Source organism: Pseudoflavonifractor sp. An176 (genome assembly GCF_002160435.1).
GTDB classification, from domain to species: Bacteria; Bacillota; Clostridia; order Oscillospirales; family Oscillospiraceae; genus Enterenecus; species Enterenecus faecium.
In genome coordinates, this window is the sequence record NZ_NFKO01000007.1 from 77,964 (window position 1) to 95,734 (window position 17,771).

Sequence of the window (17,771 nt, forward strand, 5' to 3'; positions counted from 1 at the left end):
TGAGGTAATGAGCTACGCTGAATTTAACGCCATCCGCATTGGCATCGCCTCCCCAGAGCAGATCCGGGAGTGGTCCTACGGCGAGGTCAAGAAGCCTGAGACCATCAACTACCGCACCCTGAAGCCGGAGCGGGACGGTCTGTTCTGCGAGCGCATCTTTGGTCCAACCAAGGACTGGGAGTGCCACTGCGGAAAGTATAAGAAGATTCGTTTCAAGGGCAAGGTGTGTGACCGCTGCGGCGTGGAGGTCACCCGGGCCAAGGTGCGCCGTGAGCGCATGGGCCACATTGAGCTGGCCGCCCCCGTGTCCCACATCTGGTACTTTAAGGGCATCCCCTCCCGGATGGGCCTGCTGCTGGATATCAGCCCCCGCATCCTGGAGAAGGTGCTGTACTTCGCCTCCTATATCGTCACCGATCCCGGCCCCGACTACACCCATCTGACCAAGAATCAGATTCTGTCCGACGCCGAGTACCGCAAGCTGCGGGAGTACTACGAGGACGACTTCCAGGCTGGCATGGGCGCTGAGGCCGTCAAGAAGCTGCTGCAAGACCTGGATTTGGAGCAGCTGTCCGAGACCCTGCGTGCCCAGCTCAAGGACGCCACCGGCCAGAAGAAGGCCAAGATCGTCAAGCGTCTGGAAGTGGTGGACGCCTTCCGCCTGTCCGGCAACAAGCCCGAGTGGATGATCATCGACGTGCTGCCCGTCATCCCCCCCGAGCTGCGCCCCATGGTGCAGCTGGACGGCGGCCGCTTCGCCACCTCCGACTTGAACGACCTCTACCGTCGTGTCATCAACCGCAACAACCGCCTCAAGCGCCTGATCCAGCTCAACGCCCCTGACATCATCGTGCGCAACGAAAAGCGCATGCTCCAGGAGGCTGTGGACGCCCTCATTGACAACGGCCGCCGTGGCCGTGCTGTCACCGGCGCCAACAACCGGGCTCTGAAGTCCCTGTCCGACCTGCTCAAGGGTAAGCAGGGCCGTTTCCGTCAGAACCTGCTGGGTAAGCGTGTGGACTACTCCGGCCGTTCCGTTATCGTGGTTGGCCCTGAGCTGAAGATCTACCAGTGCGGCGTGCCCAAGGAGATGGCCATTGAGCTGTTCCGCCCCTTCGTGATGAAGAAGCTGGTGGAGGACGGCCACGCCAACAACATCAAGTCCGCCAAGAAGATGGTGGATAAGGCCTCTCCCGCCGTGTGGGACGCCCTGGAGTTCGTCATCAAGGAGCACCCCGTCATGCTCAACCGTGCTCCTACCCTCCACCGTCTGGGCATCCAGGCCTTCGAGCCGGTGCTGGTGGAAGGCCGCGCCATGAAGCTCCACCCCCTGGTGTGTACCGCCTTTAACGCCGACTTCGACGGCGACCAGATGGCTATCCACGTGCCCCTGTCCGCTGAGGCCCAGGCTGAGGCCCGCATCCTGATGCTGGCTGCCAACAACCTGTTGAAGCCCTCCGACGGCGGCGCTGTGGCCGTGCCCACCCAGGACATGGTGTTGGGCTCCTACTACCTGACCTACGAGAAGGACCCCGAGCACGATCCCGACTGTGCCTACGAGACCACCGCCGACGCCGCTGCCGCTCTGGAGCGGGGCGAGGTGGGCATCAACGACCGCATCTGGGTGCGGGACGAGGAGGCAAACCGCTGGTACCGTACCACTCCCGCCCTGTGTTCCGAGGCTGTGGACGGCAAGGCCCGTGAGGTCTACCAGACCTTCGAGAACGACCAGGCCGCCAAGCTGGCCTACGACGAGGGCGAGCTGGACCTCCACGAGCCCATTCTGGTGCGCCGCACCGCCGAGCTGGACGGCGTGACCCAGGAGAAGATGGTGCGCACCACCGTGGGCCGCCTGATCTTCAACGAGGGTATTCCCCAGGACCTGGGCTTTGTGGACCGCAACGACCCCGAGAAGGCCTTTGATCCTGAAATCAACTTCGTCTGCGGCAAGAAGCAGCTGGGCAAGATCGTGGACAGCTGCATTGCCAAGCACGGCTTCACCGTGTCCGCCACCGTGCTGGACATCATCAAGGCCCGTGGCTATAAGTTCTCCACCCGCGGCTCTCTGACCGTGGCCATCGCCGATATGACCGTGCCTCCCCAGAAGAAGGAACTCATCGCCAACACCGAGAAGGAAGTTGTGAAGATCGAGAACCAGTACAAGCGCGGCTTCCTCACCAACGAGGAGCGGTACCGCTTGGTGGTGTCCGCCTGGGAGAAGACCACTGCCGACGTGTCCGACGCCCTGCAAAAGGGTATGGACCGCTACAACCCCATCTTCATGATGGCCGACTCCGGCGCCCGTGGTTCTGCCGCTCAGATTCGTCAGCTGGCTGGTATGCGTGGTCTGATGGCCGATACCTCCGGCCGTACCATTGAGATCCCCATCAAGGCCAACTTCCGTGAAGGTCTGTCCGTGTTGGAATACTTCATCTCCTCCAGAGGCGCTCGAAAGGGCATGGCCGATACCGCTCTGCGTACCGCCGACTCTGGTTACCTGACCCGCCGTCTGGTGGACGTCTCCCAGGAAGTCATCATCCGGGAGGAGGACTGTGGTACCCACGATGGTATCACCGTGTTCGAGATCAGCGAGAACGGCCAGGTCATCGAGCCCCTCAACGAGCGTCTCCGGGGCCGCTACCTGTGCGAGGACTTCAAGGACTTCCGCACCGGCGAGGTCCTGGTGGGCCACCACGAGATGGTCAGCGCCGACCAGGCCAAGCTCATCGAGGCCAAGCTCCGGGAGCAGGCCGAGGCCGAGGGCGATCCCGACCGCAAGGTGTCCATCCGGGTGCGCTCCGTGCTCACCTGTGAGGCCCGCAACGGCGTGTGCGCCAAGTGCTACGGCATGAACATGGCCTTCGGCGAGCCCGTGGGCCAGGGCGAGGCCGTTGGTATCATCGCCGCTCAGTCCATCGGTGAGCCCGGTACTCAGCTGACCATGCGTACCTTCCACACCGGCGGCGTGGCCGGCGGCGATATCACTCAGGGTCTTCCCCGTGTTGAAGAGCTGTTCGAGGCCCGCAAGCCCAAGAAGATGGCCCAGCTGGCCGAGATCTCCGGCACCGTCTCCATGGAGGAGGCCAAGCGTGCCACCCTGTGCAACGTCACCATCACCGCCGACGACGGCGAGGTGGTCACCTACGCCATCCCCTACAGCGCCGGTATCCGGGTCAAGGCCGGAGACCGTGTGGTCAAGGGTCAGGAGCTCACCGACGGCGCTCTGTCCCCCCACGACGTGCTGCGGGTGCGTGGTGTGGACGCTGTTCACAACTACCTCATTCAGGAAGTTCAGAAGCCCTACCGTCAGCAGGGCGTAGATATCAACGACAAGCACATCGAGGTCATCGCCCGTCAGATGATGCGCAAGGTGCGTGTGGAGGACGCCGGGGATTCCACCCTGCTGTCCGGCTCCACCGTGGATATCATCGAGTACAAGGACGCCTACAAGGCCGTGGAGGCCCGTATCGCCGCTGGCGAGAAGCAGGAGACCGGCGAGGACCTGCGCCTGCCCACCTGCACCCGTCTGCTGCTGGGTATCACCAAGGCCTCTCTGGCCACCGAGTCTTTCCTGTCCGCCGCCTCCTTCCAGGAGACCACCAAGGTGCTCACCGAAGCCGCCATCAAGGGTAAGGTGGACCACCTGCTGGGCCTGAAGGAGAACGTCATCATCGGTAAGCTGATCCCCGCCGGTTCCGGCCTGGCTGCCTACCGCAAGTATGACAAGATCGAGGACGAGATGCCTCAGGAGGAGAGCCGCTTTGACGCGGTCAACGCCGCCGCTGAGGCCGCCCGGGACGCCGAAGAGCCCGTGGAAGAGGACGTGGACAACGCTCCCGAGGAAGTGGAGGAGGACGAGATTCTCTCCATCTCCATTGAGGGCGACGAGGAGTAAGCTTCCATTCCATCCAATTAAGATTCCCACCGCTGTACACGCAGCGGTGGGAATTTTTTTGTCTCTGGGGCCTTGACAAACTCGTTAGCCTGTGCTAACTTATAGGCAGTTAGCAAGAGCTAACCAAAGGAGGACCCACCATGCAACCATCTCTGGATCAACTGTTTGCCACCCACTGTGCCCCGGCCTTGGCCGGTGTGGTCCCCGCCAACCTCATCTCCCTGCGGCGTGGAGATGTTCCACACTTGGAGGAAGAGCTGCGGAAGTATCAGCAGGCCTTTGCCCGCCGGGGTGTGAAATTTGACCGCCTGTGCTCCTGCACCAACCGGGAGCTGATCCTGGTCTATCGGCCCCAGCTCATGGCCCAGGCCTTGAAGCGAGACGGGGTAGAGGAGATTCTCACCCCCTGTGGCTACGACCTGAGCCGTCCGGTGGAGGAGATTTTGGCCCATCTGGGGCTTCGTGTCCGGCAGGGCGGCTCCTTTCCCCACGAGATTGGCCTCTTCCTGGGCTATCCGGTGGAGGATGTGGTGGGCTTTATCGAGAATCAAGGGCAGAACTTCAAACTGTGCGGCCCGTGGAAGGTGTACGGGGATGTGGAAGCTGCCCAGCAGTGCTTTACCCGGATGCAGAAGGTGAGCCAGAAAATCCGGGAGCGAATGGAGCAGGGGAATACCTTGTTTCAGGTGTTTGCAGTGGCATAAACTTCGAGAGCTTAGCCTACTCCAGTTTCCAGGAGCAGGCTTGCCAGCCTGGTGGGGACGCTACCCGCTGGGGGTTCCTTTCTGCTGCCAGAAAGGAACCAAAGACCACCAAAGGCGGGGCCTTTCCCCGCCTTGTGGAATCCACCCCGCGGTACTAAGTGGAGGGTGCAACCTTCTCTTTGCGGCCCTTAACCTGGTGGGGTCACATAGATGGCGTGAAACTTCTACAGAAAGCACCTGCTTCTCTGAAAGACAATCTTTCTACTGCCAGGGCCTCAGCTTGGTGAGCCGCTGTTCCCAGCTAACGGTGGCCTGGCTCCCGGCGGCGGGAACGCCGCTTCTCCAGGGTAGGCCCGGATGTGGAGACTGCCAGGCCATAGGGCCGGCTGCCCAGGGTAGCCTGGTGTGGTGGAAGTAACAGGAGCCACAGCAAGGGTCACGGGCCGAATGGACTTTGACGCATGGACGGCCTCGTACCCCAGGGAGGTCCTTAGGGGGGAACGCCCTAAGCGATTCTTTCCCCAATTTCTCATCGGTGAGAAATTGGGCCCAGCGGAGCGTCCCCGGCTGGGGCGCTGTTCTCTGCCTGAGAAATCGGAGAAGAGCAAGCCTTCACCCCAAGCCCTGACGGACTGCACCTCTCCCAGAGGGAGCGGAGAAACATATTCACTCAACGAGTCATATCAAATCATATATCTTTTAGGAGGTCTTACACATGAGCAAAGTAGCTGTGATCTATTGGAGTCAGACCGGGAACACCCAGCAGATGGCCCAGGCCATTGCCGACGGCGTTACCGGAGCCGGGGCGGAATGCGACCTGATGGAGGTATCCGCCGTCACCCCGCAGCAGGCCCTGGAATATGACAAGCTGGCCCTGGGCTGTCCTGCCATGGGGGCGGAGGTGCTGGAGGAGTCTGAGTTCGAGCCCTTCTTCACCCAGCTGGAGGGTCAGCTGGGCGGCCATACCGTGGCCCTGTTCGGCTCCTACGGCTGGGGCGACGGACAGTGGATGCGGGACTGGGTGGAGCGCACCCAGAGCACCGGAGCCAATCTGTTGGACGAGGAGGGCCTCATGGTCAACGAGACCCCCGACGCCGAGGCCCTGGAGGCGTGCAAGAACCTGGGCGCCCGACTGGCCAACGCATAACAAAGAAAAAAGATGTGCCGTAGAGGAATGACCTTCTACGGCACATCTTTTTTACTTTTTCAGCTGATACAGACGGCAGGGACGGCCCCCGGTGTCATAGTTGACGGTGGAGCAGGCCTCCCCACGCTCCACCAGGTAGTTGGCGTAGCGGCGCACCGTGACCACCGACAGGTTGGTCTGTTTGGAGATGGCCTCGCTGGGCAGCCCCTGGGCGGGGGCGGCGTGGAGACAGTCCCGAATGAGCTTTAGGGTGCTCTCCTGGAGCCCCTTAGGGGCGGAGCGGTCCCCGCTGTCCGGGGGAGCAAATAGCTTGTCCAGCTCTCCCTGGGTCACCGCCTGGCCGTGGACGGCCTCTTTGTGGCGGCAGAAGGTGTCCAGGGCCTGCTGGAACCGCTCATAGGTGAAGGGCTTGACCAGGTAGTCCACCACACCCATCTTTAAAAGGGTGTCCACCGAGGCGGCGTCGTTGGCCGCAGTGACCATGATGGCGTCCACGGGAATGGCCTGGGAGCGCAGAGCCCGCAGCAGCTCTACCCCGGTGCACAGGGGCATGTACACGTCCAGAATCACCAGGTCGGCGGGGTTGTGGCTCAGCCACTCCAAGGCGGCCCGACCATCCGAGCAGGTCTGCACCACGTGGAACCGGGAGTCCTTTTCGGTGAATGTACGGTTTAACAGGGAGACCATGGGGTCATCCTCTACAATGACGACTCGATACAAGGGGTTCACTCCTTCTCTCCGGGCAGTTCCTCCCGGCAAAAGCTGATGAAAAATGAGGTGCCCACGCCGCTCTCCGACTCCACCCGGATGTCCCCGTGGTAGGCCTCCACCACTTCCTGCACCAGGGACAGCCCGGTGCCCCGGTGGCGGCCCTTAGTGGAGGCGCCCCGCTGGAACATGGTGTTGCGCAGTACGGTGGGGATGCCGGGTCCGGTGTCCTCCACGCACAACAGCAGACTGTCCGGGTTTTCCCGGATGCTGACGAAAATCTCCTTGGTAGCGCTGCGGGACTGGTTGAGTACCTCTATGGCATTCTCAATGAGGTTGCCCAAGATGGTCACGTAGGCGTCCGGGGGCAGCCAGTCGCTGTCTTCGCTCAGTCCACTCTCCCGGTCCAGGGTCAGGCGGATGCCCAGCTCGTTGGCCCGGCTGGTCTTGCCCACCAACAGGGCGGCCACCGACGGCTCGTGGAGCTGGTTCATGATGCGGTTCACCGCCTCCCGGTGGATTTGGGTGGTGTCCATGATGTACTGCTGGGCCTTTTCCGGCTCTCCAATTTGCAGAAGACCCAAAATCACGTGGAGCTTGTTCAAAAACTCGTGGGTGTAGGCCCGCATGGCGTCCACCATGTGGCGCACGCCGGTGAGGTCGTCGGCCATCCGGGCCAGCTCGGTGCGGTTGCGGAAAATGCTCACCGCTCCGTTGAGCTGGCCGTCCTCGTACAGGGGCAGGCGGTCAGCCAGCACCCGTACATGCTTTAAAGAGTTGATGCTCACGTTGTACTCCGGCTTTCCCGTGCGGAGAATGCGGTCTAGGGTGGAGCGGGGGTAGAAGTCCGCCAGGGACTGGCCCAGCACCTCGTCCCGGTTGAGGGAGAACATCTCCGCGGCGGCGGTGTTGAGGAAGATGAGCTTTTTGTCCCGGTCAATGGCCATGATGCCCTCCTCCAGGGCGTCCATGATGTCCTCCCGCTGGTGGAAGCGGTGGACAAAGGCGTCGGGCTCGTAGCCCATGAGGGAGTCCTTGATGCGCTTGGACAGCCGCAGGGCCAGGGTGGAGCCCACCACCGCTGCGGCCAAACCCACCACCGACAGGACAACCACGGTGTGGCGGGTGAGCTGGGCCATGCTGCGGAAGTACACGCCGACAATGATAAAGCCGATGATGTTGCCGTCGTCGTCCCGGACGGGGGCGTAGGCGGAGTGCTCCGAGCCCATGGGGCCGGTCTCGTCGGAGGTGTAGGGGGCGGCCCCTGCCAGGGCATCGGTCTGGGCGGTGCCGGAGTAGGGGGTGTCCAACAGATCGTGGTCCGGGGCGTAGAGCAGATTGGACTGGGTGTCACCCACCAAGATGAGGTCTATGTCCCGGGTATTCTGGGTGGCCTCATCCAAAAACTCCGCCAGCTCCTGGGTGGAGCGCGTTCCCTCCAAGGCCTCTTGAATCAGGTCAATCCGGGAGAGGATGGAGGCGGAGTTGACCAGGGTACTGTCTAAGGCGTCCTGACTGTTGTGGAGGGTGAAATACAGGTTTCCCGCCGTGGACAGGACGATGGAGACGATGACGACAATGAGGTTCATTCGGGTCATACGGGCCCGAATGGAGGCCCCGGACGGTGTGGACATGAAAACTCCCCCTTTTCTATATCAGTATAGTAAAAAGGGGGGAGGCTGTCAAACCAAACCCTGGGAGAGAACGGTAAGAAATACATTCGCTGTTTTTCTTACTTTTTTTACTTTCGTAAGCCTTACGGGAAGGGGGGGAGTGGGGTACAATGGCACACGCGAAAACGAGGTGATGTGTTTGGATGCATTCAAGGAAATGCTGCTGGAAGAGCTGGGGACACCCACGGCATTTACCATCCCCCTGCTGGGCGGCATCAAGGTGTCGCAGTCGGTGGTGGTATCGTGGATTGTCATGGCGGTGCTCATCTTGGCCTCTGTGTGTCTGACCCGGAATTTAAAGGTAGAGAACCCGGGTAAGGTACAGGTGGCCCTGGAGAGCGCGGTGGAGTTTCTCAATGGCTTTGTCAAGACCAACATTGGGGAACACTGGAGACCCTTTGCCCCCTGGCTTGGTACCGTAGCGCTGTACATCGGCTTTGCCAACATCATCGGCATCTTCGGCTTTGCCCCGCCCACCAAGGACGTGAGCGTCACAGCGGGCTTGGCCATTCTGAGTATGCTGCTGATCTACGGCTCCCAGTTTCGATACAACGGACTGGTGGGCGGCCTGAAACGGTTTGCCGAGCCCATGCCCCTGCTGCTGCCCATCAACCTGATGGAGGTGGCCATCCGGCCCCTGGCATTGTGTATGCGACTGTTCGGCAACGTGCTGGGCGCCTTCATCATCATGGAAATGCTGAAATTTGTGGCCCCGATTCTGTTCCCGGCGGTGTTCAGCATCTATTTCGACCTGTTTGACGGGTTGATCCAAACCGTTGTCTTTGTGTTCCTGACCACCCAGTTTGTGGGCGAGGGCATCAAAGAGGAAGAGTAAATCTATCAACAAAACATGGAATTAACAGGAGGAACTTATTATGTCTATCGGAATCATTGCTGCAGCTCTGTCTGTGTTCACTGGAATCGGCGCTGGTATCGGCATCGGCGTTGCCACTGGTAAGGCCAGCGAGGCCATTGCCCGTCAGCCCGAGGCCTCCGGCAAGATCAACAGCGCCCTGCTGCTGGGCTGCGCTATGGCAGAAGGTACCGCCATCTTCGGCTTCATCACCGCTCTGCTGATCATCTTTATGGGTTAAGGGGGGAGCCTCCCATGCTGGAGTTCCATCTTTCCACCATCATCTTTACCATCATCAACCTGCTGGTGCTGTACGTCATCCTGCGCAAGGTGCTCTTTGGCAAGGTCAATGCCGTGCTGGAGCAGCGTGCCCAGCTGGTGCAGCAGGAGATTGACGCCGCCCAGGCGGGCAACCGCCAGGCCCAGGAGTTGAAGGCCCAGTACGAGGGCCAGCTCCAGGACGCCCACCAGGAGGCGGCCAAGATCGTCTCCGACGCCCAGACCCGTGCCCAGCGGGTGTACGACGGCACCGTGGCCGAGGCCCAGAGCGAGGCCCAGCGGCTACACCGTGAGGCCCAGGCCCAGATCGCCACGGAGCGGGAGACCATGCTCCGCAGCGCCCGCCAGGAGGTGGCCTCTCTGGCCCTGCTGGCCGCCGCCAAGGCCGCAGGCCGGTCCATGGACGGCAACGACGACAAGGCCTTTGTGGACGAATTTCTTTCGGAAGTAGGTGAGCAGGCATGAGTGAGTTGGCCCGCCGTTATGCCCAGGCCCTCTATGGGATTTACCCCAACGAGGGCACCCTGGACCTCACAGCCAAGCGGCTGATGGAGAACCAGGAGCTGTGGGAGAGCCTTTGCTCTCCTGCGGTACAAGCAGAGGAGAAGGAGCGTGTACTGACTCGGCTGCCCATGCTGGACGGACACCGGATTCTGCTCAGCTTCTATTCTCTGCTGGCAGACAAGGGCCGCATGGCTCTGCTGCCCCAGATTGTGGAGGCATTCCACGACATCGCCCTGGAGGACCGGGGTGCGGCCCGCTGCCGCCTGACCTGTGCCCGAGTGCCCCAGGAGGAGGAGCTGGAAAAGCTCAGAAAGACCCTGTGTCATCTGCACCGCAAGAAGGATGTGGTCTTTGACATTCACACCCAGCCCGACCTCATCGGCGGCTTCGTGCTGGATATCGAGGGCGTGACCTATGACAAGAGCGTCCAGGGGACGCTGACCGGCATGTTCCGGCAACTGGAAGAGAGGCGAATGGCATGAAAACCAACCCCGAAGAGATCGTCTCCATCCTGCGGGAGGAGATTCAAGGATACGACACCCGAGTGCGCCGGGACGAGACCGGCACCGTGTTGGAAGTGGGCGACGGCATCGCCACTGTCTACGGCCTGGACAAGGCGGTGTACGGCGAGCTGGTGGAGCTGGACACCGGCGTCCAGGGCATGGTGATGAACCTGGCCCGGGACAGCGTGGGCGTGGTGCTGCTGGGCAGCGAGCGAGGGGTAAAGGAGGGCACCGTGGTGCGCCGCACCGGACGTGCCGCCGACGTGCCTGTGGGCGACGCCCTGGTGGGCCGTGTGGTCAACGTGCTGGGCCAGCCCATCGACGGCCTGGGCCCCATTGAGACCACCGAGACCCGCCCCATCGAGCATGAGGCCAGCGGCGTGGTCACCCGGGAACCCGTCAACGTGCCCATGCAGGCCGGTATCCTGGCCATTGACGCCATGGTGCCCATCGGCCGTGGCCAGCGTGAGCTGATCATCGGCGACCGCCAGACCGGTAAGACCGCCATCGCCGTGGACACCATTCTGAACCAGAAGGGCCAGGATGTGATCTGCATCTACGTGGCCATCGGCCAGAAGGCCTCCACCGTGGCCCGCATTCAGGACACCCTGAAAAAGCACGGCGCCATGGACTACTCCATCATTGTCTCTTCCACTGCCAGCGAGTCCGCCCCCCTGCAATACATCGCCCCCTATGCCGGTGCGGCCATGGGCGAGTACTTTATGAGTAAGGGCAAGGACGTGCTCATCGTCTACGACGATCTGTCCAAGCACGCCGTGGCCTATCGTACCCTGTCTCTGCTGCTCAAGCGGTCCCCCGGCCGTGAGGCCTACCCCGGCGACGTGTTCTATCTCCACTCCCGTCTGCTGGAGCGGGCCTGCCGCCTGACCAAGGAATATGGCGGCGGATCCATGACCGCCCTGCCCATCATCGAGACCCAGGCCGGCGACGTGTCCGCCTACATCCCCACCAACGTCATCTCCATCACCGACGGCCAGATCTATTTGGAGAACGACCTGTTCTTTGCCGGTCAGCGCCCCGCCGTCAACGTGGGCCTGTCCGTGTCCCGTGTGGGCGGCTCCGCCCAGACCCGGGCCATCAAGAAGACCGCCGGTACCCTGCGTATCGACCTGGCCCGTTTCCGGGAGCTGGAGGTGTTCACCCAGTTCGCCTCCGACCTGGACCCCGCCACCCAGCAGGCTTTGGACCACGGCCGCCGTCTGCTGGAGCTGCTCAAGCAGCCCCTGTACCACCCTCTGCCTGTGAGCCGTCAGGCCGTCATCCTCTATGTGGCCACCAACGGCCTGGTGGACGACGTGCCTCTGGACAAGGTCCGGGATTTCGTTATGGACTTCGCCCAGGAGATGGAGCAGGAGCACGCCGACGTCATGGACGAGATTCAGTCCACCGGAAACCTCAGCGGTCCTGCCATTGAGACCATCCGCGGGGTGCTGGAGGACGCCAAGAAGCGGGTGAGCGCCACATGGCAAGCATAAAGGAAATCCGTACCCACATCAAAAGCGTGGAGCAGACTCTGAAGATCACCAACGCCATGTTCCTCATCTCTTCCTCGAATCTTCAGAAAGCCCGCAAGCAGCTGGCCGATGTGGAGCCCTACTTTCAGAAAATCGGCACCACCATCTCTGACATCCTCCACCACTCCCCGGAAATCAACCATGTCTTCTTTGATAAGCGTCCCCACATTCCGGCGGAGAAGCGGAAGATCGGCTACATTGTCATCACCGGAGACAAGGGCCTGGCCGGTGCCTATAACCATAACATTCTCAAGCTGGCGGAGGAGAAGCTGCGCCAGTCTGCCAACACCAGTCTGTTTGTGGTGGGCCAGGTGGGACGCTCCTACTTCATGGAGCACGGCATTCCCATTGATGTAGAGTTCCTCTACACCGCCCAGAACCCCAACGTGGGCCGGGCCCGGGACATGTCGGAGACCATGCTGGAGCTGTTCCGTAGGGAACAGCTGGACGAGGTGTATGTCATCTTCACCCGCATGGTCAACTCCTTCCAGATGGAGCCCACCATCCACAAGCTGCTCCCCCTGGACCCGGACGCTTTCCCCCAGGAGGAGGAGACCAGCTCCTATAACCGGGACGTGGCCTATGTGCCCTCGGTGAAGGCGGTTATGGACCGCCTGGTCCCCGGCTATGTAAAGGGCGACCTGTTCGGCGCTCTGGTGCAGTCCTACTGCTCGGAGCAAAATGCCCGCATGACCGCCATGAAGTCGTCCAGCGACAACGCCCGGGCCATGCTGCAAACCCTGAACCTGTCCTACAACCGTGCCCGTCAGACCGCCATCACCCAGGAGATCACTGAGGTGGTGGGCGGCGCTCAGGCGGCCCAGTAACCCCACGAAATCATGACACCCGAAAGGTGAGACGATATGAAGGAAAATAGAGGAACCATTGTACAGGTCATGGGACCTGTGGTAGACGTGGCCTTTGGCGGCGGCGTCCTGCCCGAGATCAAGGAAGCCCTTGAGGTGGAGCTGGACGGGAAGCGTCAGGTCATGGAAGTGGCCCAGCACATGGGCGGGGACACTGTGCGGTGCATCATGCTCTCCCCCAGCGAGGGCCTGGGCCGTGGCATGACTGTCACCGCCACCGGAGCCCCCATCTCCGTGCCCGTGGGCAAAGGCGTCCTGGGCCGTATGTTCAACGTCCTGGGCGACACCATCGACGAGAAGGGCCCCGTGGACGCCAAGGAGACCTGGTCCATCCACCGTCAGCCCCCCGCCTTCGAGCAGCAGCGCCCCGTGGTGGAGGTGTTCGAGACCGGCATCAAGGTCATCGACCTGCTGGCCCCCTACGCCAAGGGCGGTAAGATCGGCCTGTTCGGCGGCGCCGGCGTGGGCAAGACCGTTTTGATTCAGGAGCTTATTCACAACATCGCCACCGAGCACGGCGGCTACTCCATCTTCACCGGTGTGGGCGAGCGTACCCGTGAGGGCAACGACCTGTGGCGGGACATGACCGACTCCGGCGTCATCGAGAAGACCGCCCTGGTCTTCGGTCAGATGAACGAGCCCCCCGGAGCCCGTATGCGTGTGGCCCTCACCGGCCTGACCATGGCCGAGTATTTCCGGGATCAGGAGAAGCAGAACGTGCTGCTCTTCATCGACAACATCTTCCGTTACATCCAGGCTGGTTCTGAGGTCTCCGCTCTGATGGGCCGTATGCCCTCCGCCGTGGGCTATCAGCCCACCCTGGCCAACGAGCTGGGCGCTCTTCAGGAGCGTATCACCTCCACCAAGGACGGCTCCATCACCTCCGTCCAGGCTGTGTACGTCCCCGCCGACGACCTTACCGACCCCGCCCCCGCCACCACCTTCGCCCACCTGGACGCCACCACCGTGCTGTCCCGTAAGATCGTGGAGCAGGGCATTTACCCCGCCGTGGATCCCCTGGAGTCCACCTCCCGCATTCTGGAGCCCGACGTGGTGGGCCAGCGGCACTATAAGATCGCACGTGGCACCCAGGAGCTGCTGCAGCGCTATCGTGAATTGCAGGACATCATCGCCATTCTGGGTATGGAAGAGCTCAGCGAGGACGACCGCCGCACCGTGGAGCGGGCCCGCCGCATTCAGCAGTTCTTCTCCCAGCCCTTCTCTGTGGCCGAGCAGTTCACCGGCCTGGAGGGCCGCTATGTGAAGCTGGAGGACACCCTCCGCTCCTTCGAGGTGATTCTGGGCGGCGAGCTGGATAAGTACCCCGAGGTTGCCTTCAGCAACGTGGGCAACGTGGACGAGGTCGTGGCCAAGGCCAAGAAGATGGGGGCGGTATAATGGCAGAAGCCAATACCTTCTACCTGGAGATCATCACCCCCGAGCGGCAGTTCTACATTGGACCCGCCCAGGCCCTGATCTTCCCTGCTGTGGACGGCCAGATGGGCGTCTATGCAGGCCACGCCCCCACGGTCACCGCCATTGAGCCCGGCGAGCTGCGCTACAAGGTGGACGACGTGTGGGAGCCCGCCGCCGTGGGCGCTGGCTTTGCCGAGATCAAGCCCGACTATGTGATCTTGCTGGTGGGCTTTGCTGAGCACCCCGAGGAGATCGACCGCAAGCGTGCCGAGGCCGCCAAGCTGCGTGCCGAGGAGCGTCTGCGCCAGAAGCAGAGCATCCAGGAGTATTACCACTCCAAGGCCGCTCTGGCCCGGGCCATGGCCCGCTTGAAGACCCGGAGATAACAGAATATAGATAAAAGCGCATGTCTCACCCCGAGACATGCGCTTTTTTATGCGTTTTAATGGGCTTCGTAGGCCTGACGCAGCTTTTCCAGGGCCTTTTTCTCAATGCGGGAGACGTAGGAGCGGCTGATGCCGCACAGGGTGGCAATTTCCCGCTGGGTGAGGGGGGCTTGCTGGTTGAGGCCGTAGCGCAGCTTGATGATGTGGGCCTCCCGGGGGGTGAGGCAGGTGTCCACGCACTCCCGCACCCGCTGGCAGGAGTCCCGCAGGTCCAGGTCTTCCAGCATGGTGTCGTCCACGCACACCACGTCCATCAGGGACAGGGAATTGCCCTCCGGGTCTCCGTCCAGGCTGTCGGAGAGGGATAGCTCTCCCTGGGTTTTCCGCTGGGAGCGGAAGTACATGAGAATTTCGTTTTCAATGCAGCGGCTGGCGTAGGTGGCCAGGCGCACATTTTTGTCCCCCTTGAAGGTGGACACCCCTTTGATGAGTCCGATGGTGCCAATGGAGATAAGGTCGTCCTGATCTCCTGTCTGCGTGTAGTATTTTTTCACGATATGAGCCACAAGCCTCAAATTGTGCTCAATGAGTTTATCCCGGGCGTCGCTGTCCCCCTGGGCCATGCGTGTTAAGCAGTCCTGTTCCTCCTCCCGGGTCAGGGCCCGGGGGAAGGACCCGGTGTTGTTGGCCAGCCGCAGGGTGAAAAAGAGTCCGTTGAGCATTAACAAGAGCCATGCCGTCCACATGGTCACCACCTCCATGGGGAAGTGTATGCATGGGCGGCGTGTCCCTATGGCTGGGGAAGGGGAAAACAAGAAAATGTGTAAATTGGAGGCTTTGAAATGAATTGATGAATGTGGGAAGATGTGGTAGGATGGGAAATGAAAATTGGTGTACATCACTCAAAGCATCGCTCATTGAAATAGAAAAATGATGGATGAAATGAGCGATGGAGTAGGAACTGAATGTATAGGGACACTAATTAACTGGTTCTTGAGGAGACACAAAATGCACAATATTAGCGAGATTATTGGCCGTATAGGTGACTTTTATTTTGCTGTTCAATCACAAGTGTTTGAGATTACGGGTGTTTTGGAGGATTCAAATGGAAGGATAAAGCTAAATGCTAGGATAAACGAAGAAATCCTTCGCAAAGTCAAGCTCGATAATGAATATCAAATATGGGGTACTGTTGATGGAATAGACATTACACTTCTTGGTTGCTATGTCTTTCCTAGTTGTAGATGTGGGAAAGACACCATATTTGCAAATCTATTGGCTGAACCTAGTGAAATAATTATTGGAAGAAGCTGTTCTGGAGATTTAAAAATAACGAAAATAAGTGCAGCCATATCTGCACTCAATTATATGCTCCCGAGGATGCCTTTTAAGCAAACGGTAACATCCTCTAAAGATGCGATCACTATTGAGAGCGTCCTTTCCTGGGAAGAGATATCTGCGTGCGATAAATATGGAAAAGTATCTTTTAAAGCGGGACTATCATGTAACGACTCATGGGAAAAGGTCGAGTATATTTCTGCGCCAAGTGTGGAGTATCATTTTTCAAAACCGACCTCGATAAAAGAAGCCATTCCTAAAATTGCATCAGTCAGAAATTTATTTTCATTTTTTGCAGATCACTATTTGCCTTTGGAAAATATGGAGTTTGCGGATGAAGATACTAGAAGGTTAGAAAGTGGAAATGTGTTGTGTGATTGTTGTATTTATTTGAATAATATTGAAAATATAGATTTCCCTAGAGCTCCTTTCCTTATTGGGACTAGATGCTTTGCGCATAACTTTGATGAAGTCTGGAACAATTGGTTGCAATTCTATAATGAAAATCGGGTTATCCCAACCTTGTTTTATGAGATTATTTGCAATCACTCTACTCATATCAACCGTTTTTTAAATTTATCTCAATCGCTTGAATTATATTCAAGGTATTATCGCGAAAAAAGTGCATGGGAATTGGCTATACGGGATAAGTATCCATATAGAAATCTCTCACTAAAATACCGAATTGAAGATATTTTGCTTTATCTTGATGGATATATAGAAATAGAGCCTGAGAAAATACCAATTTTAGCAAAGAAAATTAGTGATTTTAGAAATTATTTTACACATTATGATAGAACAAGACAACCAGAACCATCTTTTTATGAAGTATCTTCTGCCAATATTATTTTACGATATATTCTTCTTGTAATTGTTTATAAAACCGTTGGAATTGAGCAGCAATATATCTCGGAATGTAGGCGTCGTTCGGAATATAAACATCTAAAAGAGGATATCTCTATCATTTTGAAAGAGAACAAATCCCTAGAACATAAAGATGATAAATAAAACCATCTTATTACGCATTGGGGGGAGTATGCATAAAGTATAAGAGGAGACAGCCAAACGGCTGAACCGCTCCCCGTCAAGAGGACAGTGAAAAAATATAAAGTTTTCCCGGCCAGTAGCCTATATGTGCTGCTGGCCGCTTTTTATGCAGCGAGATACAGTTCATGCTTTTCCATAGGCGTCAGCACACCCAGATTTCGCTGCACTCTCCTGGTGTTGTAATAGTGGATGTAATGTCTGATCATCTGGACAAGTTCTTTCTTGCTGGTAAAGCGTCTGCCGTAGTAACGCTCCCGCTTTAAGATGCCCCAGAAACCTTCCATAGGGCCGTTGTCAATGCAGTGGGCCACACGGGACATACTCTGTGTCATCCCCGCCTGCACGAGCTTGTGGTGGAATGTTCGGTTTGTATACTGAAAGCCTCTGTCACTGTGGAACAGTGGATGAGCAGTTGGATTTGCCTTCACCGCTTTGTCAAAGGTCTTGAATACGAGAGGGTTATCGTTGCGTTCACCAATGATATAGGACACAATGCGCCGATCATATAGATCCAGAATGGCACTGAGATAGATCTTGTGTACTTCGGTACCCTCATACCACTTGAACTCGGTCACATCGGTCAGCCATTTCTCATTCGGCTTTACCGCATAGAATTGGCGATCCAGCAGGTTCTCAGCTAAATACTGAGGGTTCTTGGCCCGCCTGGTACAGCTGTGGTTACTGTACTTCACGGTAGACCGAATATCTCTGGCCCGGCAGATACGAAGCACTCTCTTGTCATTGACATGGATACCGTAGTCATGGCGCAGGTCGTCATTGAGCCTCCGATAACCCTTATCTGGACTTTCTAAGTGAATTTTCTCAATGGTGTCGGCCAACTGCTCATTCTCCGCAGCTCTGTGGCTACGCTTGCCAGTAGCCCATTTGTGGTACGCAGACCGAGCCACGTGGAGCAG

At 58.8% G+C, this 17,771-nt stretch carries 16 protein-coding genes; 12 read left to right on the forward strand and 4 right to left on the reverse strand.

The features are described 5' to 3' along the window. Positions 1-7: 7 nt before the first annotated feature. From rpoC to B5F12_RS05670, 3 genes are all read left to right on the forward strand, one after another. A complete protein-coding gene (rpoC, locus tag B5F12_RS05660) occupies positions 8-3,895 on the forward strand; it encodes a DNA-directed RNA polymerase subunit beta' (RefSeq protein ID WP_087231585.1) in 3,888 nt (1,295 codons plus the stop codon). 140 nt (positions 3,896-4,035) lie between these two features. Next, positions 4,036-4,599, forward strand: coding sequence for a DUF3793 family protein (locus B5F12_RS05665; RefSeq protein ID WP_087231588.1), 564 nt, complete (start codon positions 4,036-4,038; stop codon positions 4,597-4,599). A 715-nt stretch (positions 4,600-5,314) separates the two neighbouring features. Beyond that, positions 5,315-5,746: a flavodoxin gene (locus B5F12_RS05670; protein ID WP_087231591.1), complete on the forward strand. Its 432-nt coding sequence runs from the start codon at positions 5,315-5,317 to the stop codon at positions 5,744-5,746. Positions 5,747-5,797: 51 nt separating this feature from the next. Here B5F12_RS05670 and B5F12_RS05675 read toward each other — a convergent pair whose 3' ends face one another. Next, the gene (locus B5F12_RS05675) at positions 5,798-6,466 is read right to left on the reverse strand and encodes a response regulator (protein ID WP_087231594.1); all 669 of its coding nucleotides are present in this window, start codon (positions 6,464-6,466) and stop codon (positions 5,798-5,800) included. 5 nt (positions 6,467-6,471) lie between these two features. Then, positions 6,472-8,088: a sensor histidine kinase gene (locus B5F12_RS05680; RefSeq protein ID WP_087231597.1), complete on the reverse strand. Its 1,617-nt coding sequence runs from the start codon at positions 8,086-8,088 to the stop codon at positions 6,472-6,474. A gap of 172 nt (positions 8,089-8,260) precedes the next feature. Between B5F12_RS05680 and B5F12_RS05685 the strand changes: the two genes are divergently transcribed. From B5F12_RS05685 to atpC, 8 genes are read left to right on the forward strand one after another with little or no spacing between them, the layout of a single operon-like run. Continuing rightward, positions 8,261-8,962 (forward strand): F0F1 ATP synthase subunit A, encoded by a 702-nt coding sequence (locus B5F12_RS05685; protein WP_087231637.1) that lies wholly within the window; start codon positions 8,261-8,263, stop codon positions 8,960-8,962. Between the two features lie 40 nt (positions 8,963-9,002). Next, a complete protein-coding gene (gene atpE, locus B5F12_RS05690) occupies positions 9,003-9,221 on the forward strand; it encodes an ATP synthase F0 subunit C (RefSeq protein WP_087231601.1) in 219 nt (72 codons plus the stop codon). 14 nt (positions 9,222-9,235) lie between these two features. Then, positions 9,236-9,724, forward strand: a complete 489-nt coding sequence (gene atpF / locus B5F12_RS05695; protein ID WP_087231604.1) for a F0F1 ATP synthase subunit B — start codon at positions 9,236-9,238, stop codon at positions 9,722-9,724. Continuing rightward, positions 9,721-10,245, forward strand: coding sequence for an ATP synthase F1 subunit delta (atpH, locus tag B5F12_RS05700; RefSeq protein WP_087231607.1), 525 nt, complete (start codon positions 9,721-9,723; stop codon positions 10,243-10,245). Before atpF ends, atpH begins: the two co-directional genes overlap by 4 nt. Further along, the gene (gene atpA, locus B5F12_RS05705; RefSeq protein WP_087231610.1) at positions 10,242-11,762 is read left to right on the forward strand and encodes a F0F1 ATP synthase subunit alpha; all 1,521 of its coding nucleotides are present in this window, start codon (positions 10,242-10,244) and stop codon (positions 11,760-11,762) included. The genes atpH and atpA overlap by 4 nt, the downstream gene beginning before the upstream one ends. Then, entirely contained in the window at positions 11,750-12,628 is an 879-nt protein-coding gene (gene atpG, locus B5F12_RS05710; protein ID WP_087231613.1) for an ATP synthase F1 subunit gamma, read from the forward strand. Before atpA ends, atpG begins: the two co-directional genes overlap by 13 nt. 36 nt (positions 12,629-12,664) lie before the next feature. Further along, complete coding sequence (atpD, locus tag B5F12_RS05715) at positions 12,665-14,065, forward strand: F0F1 ATP synthase subunit beta (protein ID WP_087231616.1); 1,401 nt, start codon at positions 12,665-12,667, stop codon at positions 14,063-14,065. Then, positions 14,065-14,469, forward strand: coding sequence for an ATP synthase F1 subunit epsilon (gene atpC / locus B5F12_RS05720; RefSeq protein WP_087231619.1), 405 nt, complete (start codon positions 14,065-14,067; stop codon positions 14,467-14,469). Before atpD ends, atpC begins: the two co-directional genes overlap by 1 nt. Positions 14,470-14,525: 56 nt before the next feature. Here atpC and sigK read toward each other — a convergent pair whose 3' ends face one another. Then, positions 14,526-15,215, reverse strand: coding sequence for an RNA polymerase sporulation sigma factor SigK (gene sigK, locus B5F12_RS05725; protein ID WP_087231622.1), 690 nt, complete (start codon positions 15,213-15,215; stop codon positions 14,526-14,528). Between the two features lie 262 nt (positions 15,216-15,477). Between sigK and B5F12_RS11700 the strand changes: the two genes are divergently transcribed. Further along, the gene (locus tag B5F12_RS11700; protein WP_143482337.1) at positions 15,478-16,815 is read left to right on the forward strand and encodes a HEPN domain-containing protein; all 1,338 of its coding nucleotides are present in this window, start codon (positions 15,478-15,480) and stop codon (positions 16,813-16,815) included. A 143-nt stretch (positions 16,816-16,958) separates the two neighbouring features. On the opposite strand, the gene B5F12_RS05730 is transcribed toward B5F12_RS11700, so the two are convergent. Further along, positions 16,959-17,771 (reverse strand): IS3 family transposase (locus B5F12_RS05730; RefSeq protein ID WP_143482338.1); only part of this gene is annotated, 813 nt, incomplete at its 5' end.

Bases quoted from the DNA above. Each gene is read 5' to 3' on its own strand.
- rpoC (WP_087231585.1), top strand. From the start codon at position 8: ATGAGCTACGCTGAATTTAACGCCATCCGCATTGGCATCGCCTCCCCA.
- B5F12_RS05665 (WP_087231588.1), top strand. From the start codon at position 4,036: ATGCAACCATCTCTGGATCAACTGTTTGCCACCCACTGTGCCCCGGCC.
- B5F12_RS05670 (WP_087231591.1), top strand. From the start codon at position 5,315: ATGAGCAAAGTAGCTGTGATCTATTGGAGTCAGACCGGGAACACCCAG.
- B5F12_RS05680 (WP_087231597.1), bottom strand. From the start codon at position 8,088: ATGTCCACACCGTCCGGGGCCTCCATTCGGGCCCGTATGACCCGAATG.
- B5F12_RS05685 (WP_087231637.1), top strand. From the start codon at position 8,261: ATGTGTTTGGATGCATTCAAGGAAATGCTGCTGGAAGAGCTGGGGACA.
- atpE (WP_087231601.1), top strand. From the start codon at position 9,003: ATGTCTATCGGAATCATTGCTGCAGCTCTGTCTGTGTTCACTGGAATC.
- atpF (WP_087231604.1), top strand. From the start codon at position 9,236: ATGCTGGAGTTCCATCTTTCCACCATCATCTTTACCATCATCAACCTG.
- atpH (WP_087231607.1), top strand. From the start codon at position 9,721: ATGAGTGAGTTGGCCCGCCGTTATGCCCAGGCCCTCTATGGGATTTAC.
- atpA (WP_087231610.1), top strand. From the start codon at position 10,242: ATGAAAACCAACCCCGAAGAGATCGTCTCCATCCTGCGGGAGGAGATT.
- atpG (WP_087231613.1), top strand. From the start codon at position 11,750: ATGGCAAGCATAAAGGAAATCCGTACCCACATCAAAAGCGTGGAGCAG.
- atpD (WP_087231616.1), top strand. From the start codon at position 12,665: ATGAAGGAAAATAGAGGAACCATTGTACAGGTCATGGGACCTGTGGTA.
- atpC (WP_087231619.1), top strand. From the start codon at position 14,065: ATGGCAGAAGCCAATACCTTCTACCTGGAGATCATCACCCCCGAGCGG.
- sigK (WP_087231622.1), bottom strand. From the start codon at position 15,215: ATGTGGACGGCATGGCTCTTGTTAATGCTCAACGGACTCTTTTTCACC.
- B5F12_RS11700 (WP_143482337.1), top strand. From the start codon at position 15,478: ATGCACAATATTAGCGAGATTATTGGCCGTATAGGTGACTTTTATTTT.